This is a genomic window from Hymenobacter sp. DG25A (assembly GCF_001280305.1).
In the GTDB taxonomy this organism is placed as follows: Bacteria; Bacteroidota; Bacteroidia; order Cytophagales; family Hymenobacteraceae; genus Hymenobacter.
Window position 1 is genome coordinate 3,245,401 of the sequence record NZ_CP012623.1, and the last position, 19,186, is coordinate 3,264,586.

19 protein-coding genes are annotated in these 19,186 nt (G+C 55.8%); 9 read left to right on the forward strand and 10 right to left on the reverse strand.

The window, feature by feature from the left end:
- Positions 1-27 precede the first annotated feature (27 nt).
- From AM218_RS13905 to panC, 7 genes are all read right to left on the reverse strand, one after another.
- A complete protein-coding gene (locus tag AM218_RS13905; protein WP_044510927.1) occupies positions 28-954 on the reverse strand; it encodes a helix-turn-helix domain-containing protein in 927 nt (308 codons plus the stop codon).
- A gap of 158 nt (positions 955-1,112) precedes the next feature.
- Positions 1,113-2,252 (reverse strand): acyl-CoA dehydrogenase, encoded by a 1,140-nt coding sequence (locus AM218_RS13910; RefSeq protein ID WP_054414443.1) that lies wholly within the window; start codon positions 2,250-2,252, stop codon positions 1,113-1,115.
- 240 nt (positions 2,253-2,492) lie between these two features.
- Positions 2,493-3,188: a zinc metallopeptidase gene (locus AM218_RS13915; protein ID WP_071843797.1), complete on the reverse strand. Its 696-nt coding sequence runs from the start codon at positions 3,186-3,188 to the stop codon at positions 2,493-2,495.
- An 11-nt stretch (positions 3,189-3,199) separates the two neighbouring features.
- Entirely contained in the window at positions 3,200-3,685 is a 486-nt protein-coding gene (gene rfaE2, locus AM218_RS13920) for a D-glycero-beta-D-manno-heptose 1-phosphate adenylyltransferase (protein ID WP_054414445.1), read from the reverse strand.
- Entirely contained in the window at positions 3,675-4,724 is a 1,050-nt protein-coding gene (locus AM218_RS13925; RefSeq protein ID WP_082318322.1) for a lysylphosphatidylglycerol synthase transmembrane domain-containing protein, read from the reverse strand. The genes rfaE2 and AM218_RS13925 overlap by 11 nt, the downstream gene beginning before the upstream one ends.
- A gap of 100 nt (positions 4,725-4,824) precedes the next feature.
- Positions 4,825-5,172 (reverse strand): aspartate 1-decarboxylase, encoded by a 348-nt coding sequence (gene panD / locus AM218_RS13930; protein WP_044510915.1) that lies wholly within the window; start codon positions 5,170-5,172, stop codon positions 4,825-4,827.
- Between the two features lie 63 nt (positions 5,173-5,235).
- Positions 5,236-6,090 (reverse strand): pantoate--beta-alanine ligase, encoded by an 855-nt coding sequence (panC, locus tag AM218_RS13935; protein ID WP_054415629.1) that lies wholly within the window; start codon positions 6,088-6,090, stop codon positions 5,236-5,238.
- A gap of 127 nt (positions 6,091-6,217) precedes the next feature.
- Between panC and AM218_RS13940 the strand changes: the two genes are divergently transcribed.
- The 3 genes from AM218_RS13940 (at position 6,218) to glmS (ending at position 10,448) form a co-directional block, all read left to right on the forward strand.
- Positions 6,218-7,030 carry a glycogen/starch synthase gene (locus AM218_RS13940; protein WP_054414447.1) on the forward strand — a complete coding sequence of 271 codons (813 nt, stop codon included), beginning with the start codon at positions 6,218-6,220 and terminating at the stop codon, positions 7,028-7,030.
- Positions 7,014-8,504, forward strand: coding sequence for a DUF4270 family protein (locus tag AM218_RS13945; protein ID WP_054414448.1), 1,491 nt, complete (start codon positions 7,014-7,016; stop codon positions 8,502-8,504). The genes AM218_RS13940 and AM218_RS13945 overlap by 17 nt, the downstream gene beginning before the upstream one ends.
- A 108-nt stretch (positions 8,505-8,612) precedes the next feature.
- Complete coding sequence (gene glmS, locus AM218_RS13950) at positions 8,613-10,448, forward strand: glutamine--fructose-6-phosphate transaminase (isomerizing) (RefSeq protein ID WP_054414449.1); 1,836 nt, start codon at positions 8,613-8,615, stop codon at positions 10,446-10,448.
- Between the two features lie 122 nt (positions 10,449-10,570).
- Here the strand turns inward: glmS and AM218_RS13955 are convergent, their stop codons facing one another.
- On the reverse strand, positions 10,571-11,242 hold the full coding sequence (locus AM218_RS13955; RefSeq protein WP_054414450.1) for a 3-hydroxyacyl-CoA dehydrogenase family protein: 672 nt from the start codon (positions 11,240-11,242) through the stop codon (positions 10,571-10,573).
- 57 nt (positions 11,243-11,299) lie between these two features.
- Between AM218_RS13955 and AM218_RS13960 the strand changes: the two genes are divergently transcribed.
- From AM218_RS13960 to AM218_RS13985, 6 genes are all read left to right on the forward strand, one after another.
- A complete protein-coding gene (locus AM218_RS13960; RefSeq protein WP_054414451.1) occupies positions 11,300-11,689 on the forward strand; it encodes a RidA family protein in 390 nt (129 codons plus the stop codon).
- A 92-nt stretch (positions 11,690-11,781) separates the two neighbouring features.
- Positions 11,782-11,967 carry a hypothetical protein gene (locus AM218_RS13965; protein WP_054414452.1) on the forward strand — a complete coding sequence of 62 codons (186 nt, stop codon included), beginning with the start codon at positions 11,782-11,784 and terminating at the stop codon, positions 11,965-11,967.
- Between the two features lie 35 nt (positions 11,968-12,002).
- Entirely contained in the window at positions 12,003-12,578 is a 576-nt protein-coding gene (locus AM218_RS13970) for a pentapeptide repeat-containing protein (protein ID WP_197273977.1), read from the forward strand.
- 117 nt (positions 12,579-12,695) lie between these two features.
- Positions 12,696-14,255, forward strand: coding sequence for a glutamate--tRNA ligase (gltX, locus tag AM218_RS13975; RefSeq protein WP_054414454.1), 1,560 nt, complete (start codon positions 12,696-12,698; stop codon positions 14,253-14,255).
- Between the two features lie 120 nt (positions 14,256-14,375).
- Positions 14,376-14,738 (forward strand): hypothetical protein, encoded by a 363-nt coding sequence (locus AM218_RS16945; protein ID WP_071843799.1) that lies wholly within the window; start codon positions 14,376-14,378, stop codon positions 14,736-14,738.
- 142 nt (positions 14,739-14,880) lie between these two features.
- On the forward strand, positions 14,881-15,663 hold the full coding sequence (locus AM218_RS13985; protein ID WP_054414455.1) for a TIGR00266 family protein: 783 nt from the start codon (positions 14,881-14,883) through the stop codon (positions 15,661-15,663).
- A gap of 993 nt (positions 15,664-16,656) precedes the next feature.
- Here AM218_RS13985 and AM218_RS13990 read toward each other — a convergent pair.
- Together AM218_RS13990 and lptB are read right to left on the reverse strand one after the other, a co-directional pair.
- A complete protein-coding gene (locus AM218_RS13990) occupies positions 16,657-18,153 on the reverse strand; it encodes a GH3 auxin-responsive promoter family protein (protein WP_054414456.1) in 1,497 nt (498 codons plus the stop codon).
- A gap of 171 nt (positions 18,154-18,324) precedes the next feature.
- Positions 18,325-19,056: an LPS export ABC transporter ATP-binding protein gene (lptB, locus tag AM218_RS13995; RefSeq protein WP_054414457.1), complete on the reverse strand. Its 732-nt coding sequence runs from the start codon at positions 19,054-19,056 to the stop codon at positions 18,325-18,327.
- Positions 19,057-19,186: the final 130 nt, after the last annotated feature.

Sequence of the window (19,186 nt, forward strand, 5' to 3'; positions counted from 1 at the left end):
CTTTTTTTATTAGCAACTGAAGCTGAATTAGATGTTCATGGCGGACTCACGACGGCGCATTTTGCCGGCCGGGATACCAAACATCATCTTAAAGCGACGGCAGAAATAAGCGGTGTCTTTATACCCCACTTCTTTACCAATGTCGCGGATGCTCTTCTTGGTGGTGCGCAGCAGGAATACGGCCCGCTCCATGCGCTGGTATTCGATGTAGTCCTGGGGGTTGATGCCGGTCAGCATCTTGAAATACTGGCCTACATAGTCTTCTGACACGTTGGCTACGCCGCTGAGTACCTTGTTCGACAGGTCGCCGCCCAGGTTCTCTTTGATGTAGTTAAACAGGTCAATGAGGCGCGGATCCTTGAAGTAGGTGCTGTTGGTGGCCAGCTGCTCCACAAACATCTTGTTTTTCAAGATGTAGCGCACAATTTCCACCACAATGTTCTCGGTGTAAATTGTGATGAGACGCTCCCGGCCGGGCAGTTCCTGCAGACTTTCTTCTACTACCTTAATCACCAGGTTAGCCAGCTTGGAATTGCCGGTAATCAGGAAAGCAGGTACATCAAGGGAAGCAAAGAAGTTAACCGAGTCAAATACCTTGGCCTCAAAGCTTACAAAGCTGTGGCTTTCTTCAGCGTCGCCGATGAGGTCGAGGTCCGAGTTGGAGTGGAAAAACTTGTCTTTGTTGCTGATCAGGTCATCGTTGGTGATGACCTTACCGCCGCCTTCGCCGTAGGCCACGCGCGTGGCCCGACCGCCGGGAATAAAGAGCATTTCGCCCTCTTCTACCGTGGTCTGCTCATCATCGCCAAAGGAAATATGCCCTTTGTGCAGGAGAATCAGATTATTGCCAACGTCGTACGAATTGCGCACCGTGAAAGGCTGCTGCAAGACGAGGTTCTTCGCTTTGATGTAGCGGACGCCGAGCGACTCTATCACTTTATTGTAATCTTCCATAAACCGCTTAGGTGTGGGGGAGCTGAGTGGAAAACGGGCGCTACTTGCCCGAGTTTATACAATGCAAAATAAGATATAAAAATTCACAAAAACTAAAACCCAGTCAAAAAATTGACTGGGTTTAGTGCAATGAATCTGACTTTTAGGCAATTCGCCTTTTACTTGAGGATTTCCCGCGAGATTACAATTTTCTGAATCTCCGAAGTACCCTCATAAATCTGGGTGATTTTGGCGTCGCGCATCATGCGCTCCACGTGGAATTCTTTCACAAAACCATAGCCACCATGCACCTGCACGGCTTCTACAGCCGTGTCCATGGCCACTTTGGAGGCGAACAGCTTGGCCATAGCGCCGGATTTGGCGTAGTCCTGGTGCGCATCCTTATCATGGGCGGCCTGCAGGCACAGGAGGCGGGCAGCGTCGATGTTGGTGGCCATATCGGCCAGCTTAAACTGAATGGCCTGGTGCTGGGAAATCGGCACGCCAAACGACTTGCGCTCCTTCGAGTATTTCAACGACAGTTCGTAAGCACCGGAGGCAATGCCCAGGGCCTGCGCCGCAATACCGATACGGCCGCCGGCCAGCACCTGCATGGCGAACTTAAAGCCGAAGCCATCCTCGCCGATGCGGTTTTCCTTGGGCACCTTCACGTCCGTGAACATCAGGGAGTGGGTGTCGGAGCCGCGGATGCCCAGCTTGTTCTCTTTCAGACCTACCACGAAACCGGGAGTGTCTTTGTCTACGATGAGGGCATTGATACCGCGGTGCTTCAACTCCGGGTTGGTCTGGGCAATAACCAGGTACACCGAGGCGGAGGAGCCGTTGGTAATCCAGTTTTTGGTGCCGTTCAGCAGGTAATGGTCGCCCATGTCCTCGGCGGTGGTGCGCTGCATGGTGGCATCGGAGCCGGCTTCGGGCTCCGAGAGGCAGAAAGCGCCAATGATTTCGCCGGACGTGAGGCGGGGCAGGTATTTCTGCTTTTGCTCCTCAGTACCGTACTTCTCTAGGCCCCAGCACACCAGCGAGTTGTTCACCGACATGATAACGGAACAGGAGGCATCGACCTTGGAAATTTCTTCCATGGCCAGCACGTAGGAAACCGTGTCCATGCCACCGCCACCGTACTCGGGGCTTACCATCATACCCATGAAGCCCAGCTCGCCCATCTTTTTGATTTGCTCGGCGGGGAATTTTTGGTGCTCGTCGCGCTCAATTACGCCGGCCCAGAGTTCATTTTGGGCAAAGTCGCGGGCGGCAGCCTGAACGGCAAGTTGTTCTTCGGTGAGCTGGAAATCCATGCGGTAAGACTTGGGTGAGGAAGGTGGAGCTGCTTGGGGCAGCGGGTGGGAATTGTGGTCAAAATTAAGCTACTCAACCGGCAGTTACAGCAGCAGGCCCGTATTTTTCTGTCGGGCCAGCTTTAGCCGCCCGCATTACTGCGGAGCTTACGGAATTTGCAGCCTGAGCAGCGAAACAGCAACGGGCCTCTCCGGCTGGCGAAGAGGCCCGTTGCTGTTAACAAAGAAGCGGCCGGCAGGTTAGCGCCGGTCGCGGCTGCCCATAAAAATGCTTACGTAGTAAAGCAGAGTGGCCAGGGAGCTGATAGCGGCTACCACATACGTCATGGCCGCCCACCAGAGGGCATCTTTCGCCATGGCGTGCTCCTGGGAGGTTACAATACCGCGCTTGTCAATCCAAGCCAGGGCCCGGCGGGAAGCATCAAACTCCACGGGCAGGGTAACAAAGGAGAACAGCGTGGTCAGCGAGAACAGTGCTATGCCCACGCCCAGCGGAATCAGCGTGGTACGCAGCATCAACACCCCCGCCAGGAGAATGAAGGGCATAAAGCGGGACACCGCGCTCAGGGCTGGCACCATGGCCGAGCGGAACTGCAGCATGCTGTAGGCCGTGGCGTGCTGCACGGCGTGGCCGCATTCGTGCGCCGCTACGGCAGCAGCGGCGGCACTGCGCTCCGCGTACACCGACTCGGAGAGGTTAACGGTCTTATCGGCGGGGTTGTAATGGTCGGAAAGGCGACCTTCCGTGCTGATGACTTTGACGTCGGTAATGCCGTGGTCGGCCAGCATGAGCTCGGCAATCTGCCGGCCCGTGAGGCCTGATTTCAGACCAATCTGGGCATACTTGGCAAACTTGCTGCGCAGGCGCCACTGGATCAGCCAGCTAACGATCATGGCCCCGATAACGACCAGGTATATTGGGCTTGTAGAGTACATAGGGGAAGCGCTTAGGGAGTAAGATGTTGGCGGATGCGCTCTACAATACGCGTGGTGCTGTAGCCAGCTACCAGCGGTACGGTGAGCACCTGTCCGCCTCTTTGTAACACTTCCTCATGGCCTACAATTCCACTGATGGCGTAGTCATCCCCCTTTACCAGGATATCAGGCTGCACCCATTGAATGAGTTCCAGCGGCGTAGGCTCATCGAAGAGTATTACCGCATCCACAAACAAAAGGGAAGCCAGAATGCGGGCCCGTGACATTTCGTCCTGCAACGGCCGGCCTGGCTTCAGCCGGCTCACGGAGGCATCGGTGTTTAACCCCACCACCAGGGCATCGCCCAGGTGCCGCGCTTTCTCCAGGTAATCGACGTGGCCGAGGTGCAACAGGTCGAAGCAGCCGTTGGTAAATACCACGCGGCGGCCCTGCTGGCGCCACTGTTCCAGCACGGGCCGCAGGGCCTCGCGGCTGAAGATTTTTTCTTTACTCCACATAGGCGGGGGTGGCGGCATCGGGCACTGCCGCCGCTATGGCGCGTTTTGCCCTACCCGACTTGATCATGCTGACTACAAAGCTGATACCACCCATGAGCACTACCAGCAGCGTTTGGGTGCCATGCACTACCAGCGCATACGCAATACCGGCTTCCTTCGACACGCCATAAACCAGCAGGGTGCTTTGCACCATCAGGTGAAAGGCCCCAATGCCGCCCTGCACCGGCGTGGCCATGCCAAACGCCCCAAACGTGAGGACTGCCAGACCGGCAGCCATACTCAGGTTATGGGTTTCCGGAAAGGCGAAAAATGCCAGATAGTCCATGAGATAATAGACCAGCCAGGTAAAGGCCGTATGCAGCAGGAACAGGCCTTTGCTATCCAGTTTGCGGATGCTGAATACGCCCTCCATAAGCCCGCGCACGAAGCCTTCCAGCTTGTTAAACAAGGCCAGTTGCCGCAGCCGCTCCACATTCCGGTACAGCAGATAACCGCCAATGAGCACCAGCACCCCGACAATACTAACCGCCGCAATAATGATATCCCGGCTTTGAGCCAGCGTATTATACTTATCCGAGAACAAGCTCAGTACAAAGGCCCAGAATTTATTGAAATCCAGCAGAAGCGTAGCGCCCAACAAGGAAAACAGCACCAGCACATCAATTACCCGCTCGGTAATCACGGCGCCCAGGGCCACCTGCACCGGAATGCCGCCGGTACGCCGCAGGATGGAGCACCGCACTACCTCGCCCATACGCGGCAGCACCAGGTTGGCCAGGTAGCCCACCATCATGGCGTGGTATACATCCCAATAGCCGGGCTTGTGCTTAGTGGCATCCAGCTGCATTTTCCAGCGGTAGGCGCGGCTGAAGTAGCCCAGCGCCGAGAGCAGGACCGTGATGCCCATCCAGAAGTAATTGGCCTCGCGCATGTAACGCCCTACCTTGCTCAGGTCCTGGTCGCGCACGGCGTACCGCATCAGCAGGGCGGAGAAAGCCAGCAGCAGCACATACTTCAGAATATTGAGCAGTTTTTTCACGAAAATATGGAGCCGGTTAAAAGGAGCCGGTAGCGCAGTGCCCGCTACCATTATCTGGCAAACAGACTGGCACCGGGCACTTTAGAAGAAGCAACGATAATTATACCAGCCGGTTATGCTGGTCCGGAAACACCAGCGTGGGCTGATGCTGGCGGGCAATGGCAAAATCAATGAGGCAGTAGGAGAAGATAATCACGATGTCGCCCACGGCGACACGGCGGGCAGCCGGGCCGTTCAGGCAAATCATGCCGGAGCCCCGCTCGCCACGGATAGTGTAGGTTTCAAACCGCTCCCCATTGTTCACGTTCACAATGGTCACTTTCTCGTTTTCCACCATGTTGGCGGCATCCAGCAGGTCCTCATCAATCGTAACGCTGCCTACGTAGTGTAGCTCAGCCTGCGTGACTTTGGCCCGGTGAATTTTGGACTTGAGAACCTCGATTTGCATGTGTGAAAGCGGGTGAATGAAAGGCCGCAAAGATAGTTAAATCCCGTGGCACCGGAGGATGGCTTACGCCAGGTTCACTACCACGTTATCAATCAGCCGCACGCCGCCCAGCCATGCCGCCAGGCACAAAGCCACCTGGCCGGCCGGCGCGGTGCCGTCTTCCAGCGGTTGCAGGGTGCGAGCGTTGCTGATATCAAAGTACTCCAGCTCAATTTCCGGGTGCTGCTGCAGAAAAGCCTTTACCTGTTGCTGCACCTCGGCCACCGTGGCCTGCTGCTGCAGCAAGCGGCTGGCCAGCTCCAGGGCTTGGTACAGGCGCGGAGCCACCGCCCGGGCCTCCGGCGAAAGGCGCCGGTTGCGGGAGGACATGGCCAGCCCATCAGCTTCACGCACGGTGGGGAAGGCAACCGGCTCCAGATCAAAGCTCAGATCGGCCACCATCTGGCGGATAACGGCTACCTGCTGCAAATCTTTCTGCCCAAAATAGGCACGGTGCGGCCGGCTCAGGTGAAACAGCTTGCTCACTACAGTGGCCACCCCGTTGAAGTGCCCCGGGCGGTGGGCACCTTCCATCACCTGCTCTAGGGCGCCAAAGTCAAAGCGCATGACGGTGGGCTGAGGATACATTTCCTCCACGGAGGGCGCGAACAGCACGGTGCAGCCGGTATCCTGCAGCAGGGTTGCATCAGCTTCAGGCAGGCGCGGGTACAGCCGGAAGTCTTCCGGGTTGTTGAACTGGGTGGGGTTGACAAAAATGCTGACCACGACGACATCATTCTCCCGGGCGGCCGCTCTAACCAGTTGCAGGTGGCCTTCGTGCAGCGCGCCCATCGTGGGCACCAGCCCAATGCGCTGCCCGTTCTGGCGCCACCCTTCGGTGCGCGCTTGCAACCCGGCAGCGGTTTGCAGAATCTCCATATACACACAGGGGCCTTCCGACGCCATACAGGCACCTACGGGCGGGTTTCGTTGAATTTTCGCCTAAAAATGTTTAATTTTGTGCATCCCAAAGTGTGCCCTCCCAATTTTAACCACAGAACCCTGTATGTCTAAGCTGAGAATACTCTATGCTGCCACGGAGATTAATCCGTTTTTGCAGACGACCAAGGTAGCGGAGTTTCTGCGGATGTTGCCCCAGGGAATGCAGGAAATGGGGATGGAAATCCGAATTTTCGTTCCTCGTTTCGGTATTATCAACGAGCGGAAGAATCGTCTGCACGAAGTTGTACGTCTGTCCGGCATCAACATTGCCGTGGGTGAGGAGGAAAAGCCCCTGATTATCAAGGTGGCGTCGATTCCGAATGCCAAGTTGCAGGTTTATTTTATCGACAACGAAGATTATTTTCACCGCAAGTCAGTACTGGTCGATAAAAACAACCAGTTCCACCCGGATAATGATGAGCGCGCCATCTTCTTTTGCAAGGGTGTGCTGGAAACCGTGAAGAAACTGGGCTGGGCGCCGGATATCGTTCATTGCAACGACTGGATGACGGGCCTGATTCCGATGTACCTGAAAACGACCTACAAGAAGGATCCGATTTTCAAGGACTCCAAGTCGATTTTCACGGTCTACAACAATGAATTCGCCCACAAATTTGAAGGCGACATTATTGAGAAGGCCAAGATGTTGGACATTGATGATGAGATGCTTACGCATCTGAAGTCTGCTGATTTCGGCGGTTTCATCAAAATCGGCATGGAGTATGCTGACTCGGTCATCAAATCGGACGAAGACTTCAGCGATAATCTGAATGCACTTTTCAACGAGTATTCCCAGAAGCGCAGCATTGGCCAAGTAGCGGCCGATGATAATCTGCTTACCTCTTACTACGCTCTTTATAATGAATTGGCCAGCTAGCGCCTTCCGACGGGCGTCGGCATTTTTTCTTTCGGCTTCCCTCCTGCTTACTGCTTGCGAAGACCCCAATGAGCTAGGCCTGGACCTTCCCGGCACTACGCCTATCAGCACCGAATTCAAGGATTTTTCCGTCACGGCCTCCACCGTAAAGCTGGATTCGCTCGGCACGCTGGGGCGTAACCAGTATCTGGTGGGCCGCCTGCAGGATGCCAATCTGGGCGTCATTACGGCGCGGACGTTTTTTGAAACCAAGGTTTCTACCGATTCGCTTCCTTCTCTCTACCCCAATGCCCGCCTCGATTCGGTGGTGCTGCGGCTAGGTTTTGAGAAGGTATATGGTACCGATTTCAAGCCCGTTCGTTTCGACCTTTTTCGCCTGACCCAGCCACTGGAAGAGCGGGTAACGTACACTTCCGCCAGCTCGCTGCCCGTACAAACGCCAGCCTTGCTGACGAATGTGAGCGAGCGGTTTAACCGTACTGTTACGGTGCGGCAGTTGAAGAACCCAACCTCAGCCGACGATACAACTACTGTAGCAGTATCTGTTCCGGTCCGGGTAGGGCGGTTGCCGCTGGTGAAAGCCGGTCAGTCTATGACCTATACTACGCAACTGTTTGAGGCGCTGAATACGCCAGGTTTCAACCAGACTACCCTTTCTGCTTTATTACCTGGCCTGGCCCTGGCGCCCACAGCCGGTTTTTCGGGTTCTATGGTTCAGTTTAGTCGTTCTAATAGCACCCGCCTGGTGGTCTATTTCCACGTAGATAAACGAAAAACTCAAACCAGGACCTACAGCATCGATCTGGGTGATCCTAACGCTTCTGGGGCCAACCCAAATGCGCCTCGTTTCTTTACCCAAATCAGTACGGATTTGACCGAGGCGGGAGCTTTTGCGGATTTGCGCACCCGTCAGGATTCTGTTTCGGCAGACAAAACAGATGGGCTAACCTATCTTCAGGAGGGCACTGGCTTAAGTACCAAGCTGTTTATTCCGGGCCTAACCGAGTTGCGTAAACAGCCGAGCCTTATCATCAACCGGGCAGAACTCATTATCCCGGTAAAGCCCTTTGCCAATTTGCAGTTCCCAAATCCTTCGTTTGCTTTTCTGTACGAAGTGAACCGCAACAACCAGGTATTGACCCGGAACATCAATGGGGTTATACAGGACCGGCTGGTGCAAAGTGATATTTCGCCGGCACAGGGTGCGGGTAGTGCTGCCGTAGTAACGTACTACGATTTGGGCCCTACCAACAAGTACTACAGCGTGTTATTAACCAGCTATGTGCAGGCTTATGTAGCGGGCAAGTTGGATGCTGAATTACCGGAGGGCTTTTTGCTGACGCCCTCTGCGCGTAGCATTAACAATTTGACGACGGACGCTGGAGTTGGCCCCCTACTTTCTAACCTCACCCTGAATCGCGCCGTACTCGACGCCAATAATATCAGGTTGCGCGTATACACCTCCAGCCTGTAGAAATACCTTGTTTTAGCATTTTTGTCGGCTGGTTTCCCTGGAGAGCATCTGCTCCGGTGGTTCTAGCCGGCCTTTTTTCTGCCTGTTTCCCTTTTTCACTGAACTATTATGTGCGGCATTGTAGCATACATTGGGCACCGTGAGGCTTGCCCCATCATTCTGAAAGGCCTGCGTCGTTTGGAATACCGCGGATACGATTCCGCCGGCGTAGCCTTGTTGAACGGCGACTTGAACGTTTACAAAAAGAAAGGCAAAGTAGCTGACTTGGAGGCATTCATTGCCGATAAAGATCTGCATGCCCACACCGGCATGGGGCACACCCGTTGGGCCACCCACGGCGAGCCCAATGACTCCAACGCCCACCCCCACTATTCTACCTCCGAGCGGATTGCCATTATTCACAACGGCATTATTGAGAACTACGCCGCGCTGAAAACGCACTTGCAACTGCAGGGCCACGTGTTCCACTCCGATACGGATACAGAGGTATTCGTAAATCTGATTGAGGAGATTCAGAAGCAAAACAACTGCTCCCTGGAAGAAGCTGTGCGCCTCGCTCTGCACGAGGTAGTGGGTGCTTATGCCATCGTGGTACTGAGCCGGGATGAGCCGAATCAACTGATTGCGGCCCGCAAAGGCTCTCCTATGGTAATCGGCATCGGGGAAGGCGAGTTCTTCTTGGCTTCTGATGCTACGCCCATCATTGAGTACACCAATGAAGTGGTGTACGTGAATGACTATGAGATTGTAGTTATTCGGGATGGCAAAATGGAGATTCGTAGCAAAGAAGATGTAAAGCAGACGCCATACATCCAGAAGCTGGAAATGGCCCTCGAGAGCATCGAAAAAGGCGGTTACGAGCACTTCATGCTGAAGGAGATTTTTGAGCAGCCCCGCTCGATCCTCGACTCCATGCGCGGCCGTTTAGAGTTGGAAGCCAGCCACCTGAATATGGGCGGCGTACGCGCCTACGAACAGAAATTCGTGAATGCCCAGCGCATCATTATTGTCGCCTGTGGTACCTCCTGGCACGCAGGCCTAGTAGCCGAGTATCTGATTGAGGACCTGGCGCGCATCCCGGTAGAAGTAGAATATGCTTCGGAGTTCCGCTACCGGAACCCCATCATCACGGAGCGAGACATTGTTATTGCTATTTCCCAGTCTGGCGAAACGGCTGATACGCTTGCGGCTATTGAACTGGCCAAGAGCAAAGGCGCTACTATCTTCGGCGTATGCAACGTAGTGGGTAGCAGCATTGCCCGTGCTACTGATGCAGGGGCCTACACCCACGCGGGCCCTGAAATCGGGGTAGCTTCTACCAAAGCCTTTACGGCGCAGGTAACGGTGCTTACGCTGCTGGCTATGATTGTAGGCAGCAAGCGCGGTACCCTCTCCGACCTGAAGCTGCGGGAGTTGATGGTGGAGCTGGAAAACATTCCCGCGAAAGTGGAGAAGGCACTGCTGCTGAACACGGAAATCAAGCAGATTGCGGAAATTTTCAAGGACGTTCCCAACTTCCTGTACCTGGGCCGGGGCTATAACTTCCCGGTAGCCCTGGAAGGCGCTTTGAAGCTGAAGGAAATCAGCTACATCCACGCCGAAGGCTATCCAGCGGCGGAAATGAAGCACGGTCCTATTGCCCTGATTGATGAGAACATGCCGGTAGTGGTTATTGCTACCAAGGACAGCTCATACGAGAAGGTAGTATCTAATATTCAGGAAGTAAAAGCCCGCAAAGGCCGCATTATTGCCGTGGTAACCGAAGGAGACACCACGATTCCGGCTATGGCTGAGTTCGTCATTGAGGTGCCGGCAACGAGCGAAGTACTGATGCCACTGGTATCGGTAGTGCCGCTGCAGTTGCTGTCGTACCACATTGCGGTACTGCGCGGCTGCAACGTAGACCAGCCCCGTAACCTGGCTAAATCCGTGACGGTGGAATAACCTCTGCCTCCTAAAGCCTAAAAAGGGAAGTGCCAATTGGCACTTCCCTTTTTTTATTGTCCTGCCAACCAAAGTTTGCAACACGTGCTTTTCATTAATGTGACCAGTATAAAGCGTCTATCTTAAACCGCCACTTCAAAGGATTCACTACGCAAAGCCATATGCTTTAGCAACGGACAGGCTTTGTAGCGTTCCTCGTGCGTGTCCTGATAGAGGGCTTCCAAAATATCATACACGCGCGCTACTCCAATAGCATTGGCCCACTCAAAAGGGCCGTGCGGATAGTTGGTACCCAGCTTCATCCCCAGGTCGATGTCCTGCACCGAAGCGGTACCTTCCTGCAGGGTGTAGCAAGCCTCGTTGATAATCATCGTGACGATGCGCGGCGTGACCAGCCCTACCCGCTCGGCTACTACCCGGTATTCGGTTCCTAATTCAGCGCATACGTTGGCCAGCGCCGGGGCATCCGTAGCATTGTATAAGCTCACCTCCAGCAGGCGGCGGTCCAGCAGGGTAGGCACAGCACACAGGCCAAATACGGGGCCTAAAGGGGCTTCTTCGTGATGAAATAGCTGCGCCAGGGAGTGGCGGGTGGTATCGTAAAACAGGGGCTGGCGGGGGCGCTCATAATGCAGCTCCGGCCAGGGGCGCAGGTCGAAGGCCACATCGGCCGCTCCCAGGCGCGTGAGCAGGTCGAAGGAAGTACCCGGGCAAAAGTCGTAGGTATGTTCCGGACCGAATTTGCGGCGCAACTCCTCTTCCAGATGGCTGCCTTCGACGATAAACAGATGCATAGTTGTTTACTTTGGGGGCTTAAAGATAGACTTCCACCCTTCAATTCCTCATTGCTCATGGCGCATACCATCCTGTACTCTCCCGCTGCCCCCGCTCCCATTGGCCCTTATAGCCAGGCTATTCAGGCGGGCAATACCGTCTATGTATCAGGCCAGATAGCCCTGGATGCCGCTACCGGGCAACTGACCGGCAATGGCGACGTGGTGGTGGAAACCCATCAGGTGATGCGCAACCTGCAGGCCGTATTGGCCGCGGCTGGCCTTACCCTGCGCGATGTAGTAAAAACCAGCATCTTCGTGATTGATCTGGGCAACTTTGCGCTGATCAATGAAATCTACGGCAGCTATTTCACCGAGGACTATGCGCCGGCCCGGGAAACCGTGCAGGTAAGCCGCCTACCCAAAGATGTGCAGGTAGAAATATCCTGTATTGCCGTCAAAGCATAGTAGAAAATTTGCTCCTGAAGGCTTAGCTTGCCCTTATCAGGACTACTATGGTACTTCCTGATGGTACATATCCTCTATTTTTATCTGCGTGTATGAAAGAGCTTGGTCTGGGACTGCTCATTATCGGGTTGGTATCGCTACTGCTGCCTTTGCTGGGCATGAAATTCATGTTCCTGACCTGGATTGACCAGTGGGGCAACACCGTTTCCTGGGCTATTCGCGGGGGCATTACTGCACTTGGTCTGCTCTTGTTCATGGTCTATCGAAACCGGGACTGATGCGGCCGCCTGCTTCGCGTAAGCCTCCCAAGCCGTTGCGCAAACCCACTTACTTTCCGGCCGAGCACGTGCTGACCCGCACGCTGCCGCCGGAGCTGGCCGGCCAGCGTGAGTTTGAGGAGTATCACTTCATCGGCTTCGATTTCAGCCAGACCAACCTGAGCGGCTGGCGCTTTAGTGAGTGCCTGTTGGAGAACTGCAATCTGGCAGGGGCCAGCATTGCTAACACGGCGTTTCAGAATGTAGCCTTTGCCGGCTGCAAGCTCATCGGTTTGCAATTCCAGGTATGCCGGGACATGCTGTTTGGCGTGCATTTCGACCACTGCCAGCTGGACTATGCTTCCTTTCTGGGCCGGGCCCTGCCCAATACCCGGTTTGTGGGTTGCTCTCTGCAGGAAGCCGACTTCACGCAGGCCGATCTGACCAACGCGGTATTTCAGGACTGTCAACTACAAAGAGCCGTGTTCCAGCAAACCCGCCTCCTGGGGGCCGATTTCCGTACGGCCCAGGATGTGGTGCTGGACCCGGCTCAGAATGAAGTCAAGCACGCCCGGTTTTCCCTGCAAAGCCTGCCGGGCCTGCTCACGCAGTTTGACCTGGTTATCAGCTAATGCCTCCGGGCGTTGGCCGCTTATGTATTCCTGCCGGAAGGCCTAGTGCCTCCCCGGCTAATTACCTACCTTTGCGCCGCGTTTTCCCACCCGAAAGCGCGGCGAACCGACTGTATTATGGAAAGAGAAGTACGGGTGCGTTTCGCGCCCAGCCCCACCGGACCGCTGCACATTGGCGGCGTGCGCACTGCGCTCTACAACTACCTGCTGGCCCGCAAGCTGGGCGGCAAAATGCTGCTGCGCATTGAAGATACCGACCAGAACCGCTTTGTGCCCGGCGCCGAAGACTACATCCGGCAGAGCCTGGAGTGGTGCGGCATCACGCTGGACGAAAGCCCCTGGACCGAAACACCCGGCCCGCATGCCCCCTACCGGCAGAGCGAGCGGAAGCCCATGTACTTGCAGTATGCCCAGCAGCTGTTGGATAGCGGCCATGCCTACTATGCTTTTGATACGCCGGAGGAGCTGGACGCCATGCGCGCCCGCCTCACGGCCGCCAAGGTGCCCAACCCACAGTACAACAGCATTACGCGGGCGCAGATGCGCAACTCGCTCACACTGCCCGAGGATGAGGTAAAACAGCTGCTCGACAACAACACGCCCTACGTTATCCGCCTGAAAGTACCCCGTAAGGAGGAAATCCGCTTCAACGACCTGATCCGCGGCTGGGTGGTAGTCCACTCCTCCAGCGTGGACGATAAGGTGCTGATGAAGTCCGACGGCATGCCGACGTACCATCTGGCCAATATCGTGGATGACCATTTGATGGAAATCACCCACGTGATTCGAGGTGAAGAGTGGCTGCCCTCGGCGCCGCTGCACGTGCTGCTGTACCGCTATTTTGGCTGGGAAAGCACCATGCCGCAGTTTGCCCACCTGCCCCTGCTGCTGAAGCCTGACGGCACCGGCAAGCTCAGCAAGCGCGACGGCGACCGGCTGGGCTTCCCGGTATTCCCCCTGGAATGGCACGGCAAAGACGCTGAAACCGGCGAGCCTACCGTGAGCAGCGGCTACCGCGAATCGGGCTATCTGCCCGAAGCCTTCATCAACTTCCTGGCCTTCCTGGGCTGGAACCCCGGCACGCAGCAGGAGCTGTTTACCATGGACGAGCTGATTGAGACGTTCACGATTGAGCGCGTCAGCAAGTCTCCCGCCCGCTTTGACCAAAACAAAGTGCGCTGGTACAACGAGCAATACCTGCGCGCCAAACCCGACAGTGAGCTGGCACAGTACCTGCTGGACGCCTTGAAAACCCAGGGCGTGGACGTGCCCGCCGCGAAAGCCGAGCAGATTGCGGCGCTGGTGAAAGAGCGCGCCACCTTCCCGGCTGATCTGGCCAAAGAGGCACAGCTTTTCTTCCACCGGCCCACCAGCTACGATGAGCAGGTGATCAGCAAAAAATGGAATGCCCAGGTAGCCGGCGCCCTCGCTGAGTTTGCCCAGCAGCTACCTGCAGCCGCCGACACGACGGCTGATGGCATTAAGGCCCTGCTCACGCAGGTATTGGAGCGCCAGGGCATCAAAATAGGCCAGGTACTGCAGGCCCTGCGCGTGGCCGTAACCGGCGCCGCCGCTGGCCCCGATCTAATGGCCATTATGAGCATTCTGGGCGCGGAAGAAACCGCGCAGCGGCTGGAAACGGCCATTAGCAACCTAGCCGCTCACGCTTCAGCTTAGGCAGCATTTCTGAATTAAGGCATCCGCCACCGGGGCCGCTCCGTACAGCATTGCTGCGGAGCGGCCTTCGTGCTTATAGGGCTGCACCTGCTTTTCTCTTCACGAATCACGCAGGATATCATGGCTAAGAAACCCGTCAATAAGAAGAAAACTGTCGACCCCGAGAAAAAGGCCAAAGTGCATAAAGATCTGGAGGGATTCGAAATCAAGGTAAATCCGCTGGGCGAAATCACCTCCAACTATTCTATTGAGGAAATCAACACCTTCCTGAACCGCCACGTGCGCGACAAAAAGCTGGTGAACCGCGACGGGCAGTTTGGCGAGAAAGACGAAGAAGAATTCCCGGTTGAGGACTCCGCCGCGCAGGAACCCGAGGAATCAGAAGAGGATTTTATGCGCCGCACTAGTCGGGAGGCCAAGAAAAAGGCCAGCAAAACCGATGACGTTTCCGATACCGCCATGGATACGGTGGAGGATGAATAGTCCTTCATCCCATACTATGAAATACTCCAAAGCCCGACTCTGCAGCCAGCAGGACCGGGCTTTGGTCTTATAATACTTCGCCTGATAAGCTGTATTTATCGGCAGTTTGCTATACTTGGGCCCGAAACCTCACAACCCCGCTATGCAAGCGCACGACATTGACTACCGTATTCTTGGCTCTGATATTCAGGTACTGGAAATCGAGCTGGATCCTCAGGAAACCGTCATTGCCGAAGCCGGCGCCATGGTGTACATGGAAGAGGCCATTGCCTTTGAAACCAAAATGGGCGACGGCTCCGAGCCCGACCAGGGCCTGATGGGCAAGCTGTTTTCGGCGGGCTCGCGCCTGATTACGGGCGAGTCGTTGTTTATGACGCACTTCACGCACCGGGGCGGCTATGGCAAGAGCCGCGTAGCCTTCTCGGCGCCTTACCCGGGCACCATCCTTCCTATTGATTTGCGCCTGCTGCCACAGGGCCTGATTGTGCAGAAAGATGGATTTCTGGCGGCCGCCCGGGGCACTAAAATTGCCATTCACTTCAACAAGCGGCTGGGCGCTGGCTTCTTCGGCGGTGAGGGCTTTATTCTACAGAAGCTTACCGGCGACGGCAAAGCCTTTATTCATGCCGGCGGCACCATTATCGAGAAGCATCTCAATAACGAGCTTCTCCGCGTAGACACCGGCTGCGTGGTAGCCTTTGAGCCCGGCATCGACTTTGACATAACCCGGGCCGGGGGCCTGAAATCAATGATTTTCGGGGGCGAGGGGCTGTTACTGGCCACCTTGCGCGGCACTGGCCGCGTATGGCTGCAATCTATGCCCGTAAAGAAGCTCATTCAGGCCCTGATGCCCAACGGCACCAATGCCGGTAAAGAAAGCGGCGGCGTACTGGGCAAGCTGGTGGGAGGCATTCTGGACGAATAGTAACCAACTGGTTACCTAGCTTCTTCCTCAGCCCATCCGGCTTCCCAAGGCCGAAACCGACCGCAATGCCGCGCTGAGCCCTGGCTCGTGCTCGGCTGACATAGAGGCTTTTACCGCAATAACGATTAAGCTAACCAGCAAAGCCAGCAGCAAAAAGCCCAGAAAACCTAGGACTATTTTATTGGTGAGGGCCTTTTTGGTTTTCTGCCGGCTGGAATAGTAGCGCCGGCTCCGGCCAGATGACCGAGTTGGGGAGTGGGATGCAACAGTGGACACAGGGCGGAATTTAGGGGGGAACCTTGTCACTAATATAGAACTTATTCTATAAGAATTATACTTATCCAGATTATTATCTAAGATAAATTATATTACTCTTATATAGCTGATCCTACGGTTTTTAGCATAATAGCGGTTTGCCTGTGTTAGTTCATTTTCCCATTTTTATTATTGCTTTCCGGTTGCGGAGCTTGCCTAAAACATACTCTTCCTCCTGAATTAGCTCTCCCGTCGGACTATATATATGCCAGATGCCCGTCCAATAAAAATGAATACCATCGGGCTCAGATACTATCCGGGCTCGCCCACGCTTGGAAATATCACCACCTGGGTGAAAATAGATGAGCGTTAGGGTACCTGGCTGCAACCAATGATAACGCTCCACGCGCTCTAAGCCCGTGTTGGGGCCATAATAGCGCCAGCGGCCTACCGGCCGGCCATGCTGATACCGTCCCCGCGAAGCCGGTTGAGTATTATGCGCGTCAAAATATTCCTGCCACCTTCCCTGCCTTTCCCCTTTTATATCAAAGCGGTTAGAGGCGGGTTTAAGCGTAACCTGCTGATGGCCGGCAAGTAAAGCACAGCTTTCCAGCAGCCCTATGCCCACGCACAAAGCGTAAATGCAGCCGTAGTGCCGGCCGAAAAACCCGAGGGAATGGTGAGAAGCACACAACATAGGGGATGTCAGAGACAACAATAACCTCCCCTAATTTATAACTAATCTTTTAGTTGCAATAGAATCTCATCTACGACTTCGCGTGAGTTGCTTAGGCGCGGCACTTTATGCTGCCCGCCGAGCTTGCCTTTTTTAGCCAGCCATTGCTCAAACGTGCGGGCTGGCACAGCGGTGACTTCGGGGGCTATCAGGGCCAAGTCGCGGTGGCGCTTGGCGTCATAATCGGAGTTTAAACTGCGTAGCGTCTGGTCCAGCACCTGGGCGAATTGCTCGGAACTGGTGGGCGGCTGGGTAAACTCTATCAGCCACTGATGGCCCCCGCGGGAGGTGTTGCTGCCGTTTTCAAAGTAGATGGGCGCAGCCGTAAAGTCCCGCACCAGCGCCCCCGTAGCCTGACAAGCAGCGGCCAGCGCGGCCTCAGCATTTTCTATAACTACCTCTTCTCCAAACGCATTCATAAAATGCTTGGTGCGGCCGGTGATGCGGATGCGGTAGGGAGCCAGGCAGGTAAAGCGCACGGTATCCCCAATTTTATAGCGCCACAGGCCGGCATTGGTGCTGATGATAAGTGCGTAGCTTATGCCCAGCTCTACTGCCTCCAGCAAAACCGTTTGCGGGTTTTCGGCCTCAAACTGATCCGGGGGCAGAAACTCGTAATACACACCGTGGTCCAGGAGCAGCAGCATGTCTTCGGAATCGGGCTGATCCTGAAATGCGAAGTAGCCTTCCGAGGCATTGTATATCTCCAGGTAGCGCATCTGCCCGCCGGGGATAAGCTGGCGGAAAAGCTCCCGGTAGGGGCCAAAGGCCACCGCACCGTGCAGAAACAGGCGAAGATTGGGCCATACTTCGCTGATATCAGCGGCCCCGGAAAGCTCTACTACGCGGCGAAGCAGCACAATCATCCAGGTGGGTACGCCGGCCAGGGTGGTAACGTCTACGTGCTGTACGTGGCGGGCAATGCGCTCTATCTTCTCCTCCCATTCATCCAGCAGGGCCAGCTCCAGCGGCGGGGTACGCAGGAACTCGGCCCACACCGGCAGGTTCTGCATCACTACCGCCGAGACATCTCCCACGCGCGAGTCGGTACCCGGACGGAAAGGGTTGCTGGCGTGCGTTCCGCCCAGGGAAAGGGTTTTGCCGGCCAGCACATCGGCCTCCGGATACAGGCTGGTGGCCATGGCCACCATGTCGCGGCCGGCGCGGTAGTGGCATTCATGCAAAGACTGCGGAGACACGGGAATGTACTTGCTGCGGGCATTGGTAGTCCCGCTGGATTTGGCGAACCACTCTACCTCACCAGGCCACAATACATCGGAGGCGCCGTGCAGCATGCGCTCCAAGTATGGGTATAGCTGCTCGTAGCTGCTTACGGGCACCCGCTGGGCAAACTCCTGCCGCGAGGGCGCATCGGCGTAGCCGTATTGCCGGCCCCATTCCGTGCCTTGGGCCTGCCGCAGCAAACCGGCATATACCTGCTCCTGCACTTCCAGCGGGTGGTCCCGGAAATGGTTGATGCTGGTCAGGCGCCGCTGCATGGCCCACGTCAGAATACTGCTAATCACCGAATCAGGAATAAAAGGAAGGGCGCTAACGCCCGTTTGGTGGCCGTTTTACCCACATCACGGCCTGAAAGTTACCGTTTCGGTTGGAAACAGCCGCTTTTCCGCCCCACTCCCACCTTCTGGCTCCTGTGGCAGCCCAGGTGGTTAAATTTTGCGCTTATATTCGAAGTGCTTGCCCAAGTACACGCGGCGCACGGTTTCATCGGCGGCCAACTCCTCAGCGGTGCCGGCCTTCAGCAGCTTGCCCTCAAACAGCAGGTACGCCCGGTCCACGATGCTAAGTGTTTCATTCACGTTGTGGTCGGTGATGAGGATGCCGATGTTCTTGTGTTTGAGCTTGGCCACAATGCCCTGGATTTCTTCCACGGCAATGGGGTCTACGCCGGCAAAGGGCTCATCCAGCAGTACAAATTTGGGGTTTACGGCCAGGGCCCGGGCAATTTCCGTGCGGCGCCGCTCGCCCCCGCTCAGCACCCGGCCCAGGTTTTTGCGCACGTGCGTGAGGCTGAACTCGTGCAGCAGCTCTTCTACTTTATCCAGCTGCTCCTGGCGGGAAAGCTTGGTCATTTCCAGCACGGAGAGGATATTTTCCTCCACGGTCAGGTCGCGGAACACGGAGGCTTCCTGGGCCAGGTAGCCTACGCCCCGCCGTGCCCGCTGAAACATGGGCAGATTGGTAATTTCTTCGTCGTCGAGGTAGATGTGGCCTTCGTTGGGCTTCACCATGCCCACAATCATGTAAAAGCAGGTGGTTTTACCGGCGCCGTTGGGCCCCAGCAGCCCGACGATTTCGCCCTGGCCCACCGTCACGCTCATGTCGTTAACAACCGTGCGCGACTTGTATTTCTTGATCAGGTGTTCAGCTTTCAGAATCATGGATGGCAAAGGTAGCAAAGCCGAACGGGTAGCCGTAGCAGCCCGCGGGTGAAAGCAGGACGTAGATCCGCCCGTCGGGGTTATCAGCCCTTTCCCGGGTCAGCCTAATATTGATTTTTATCATTCTCCC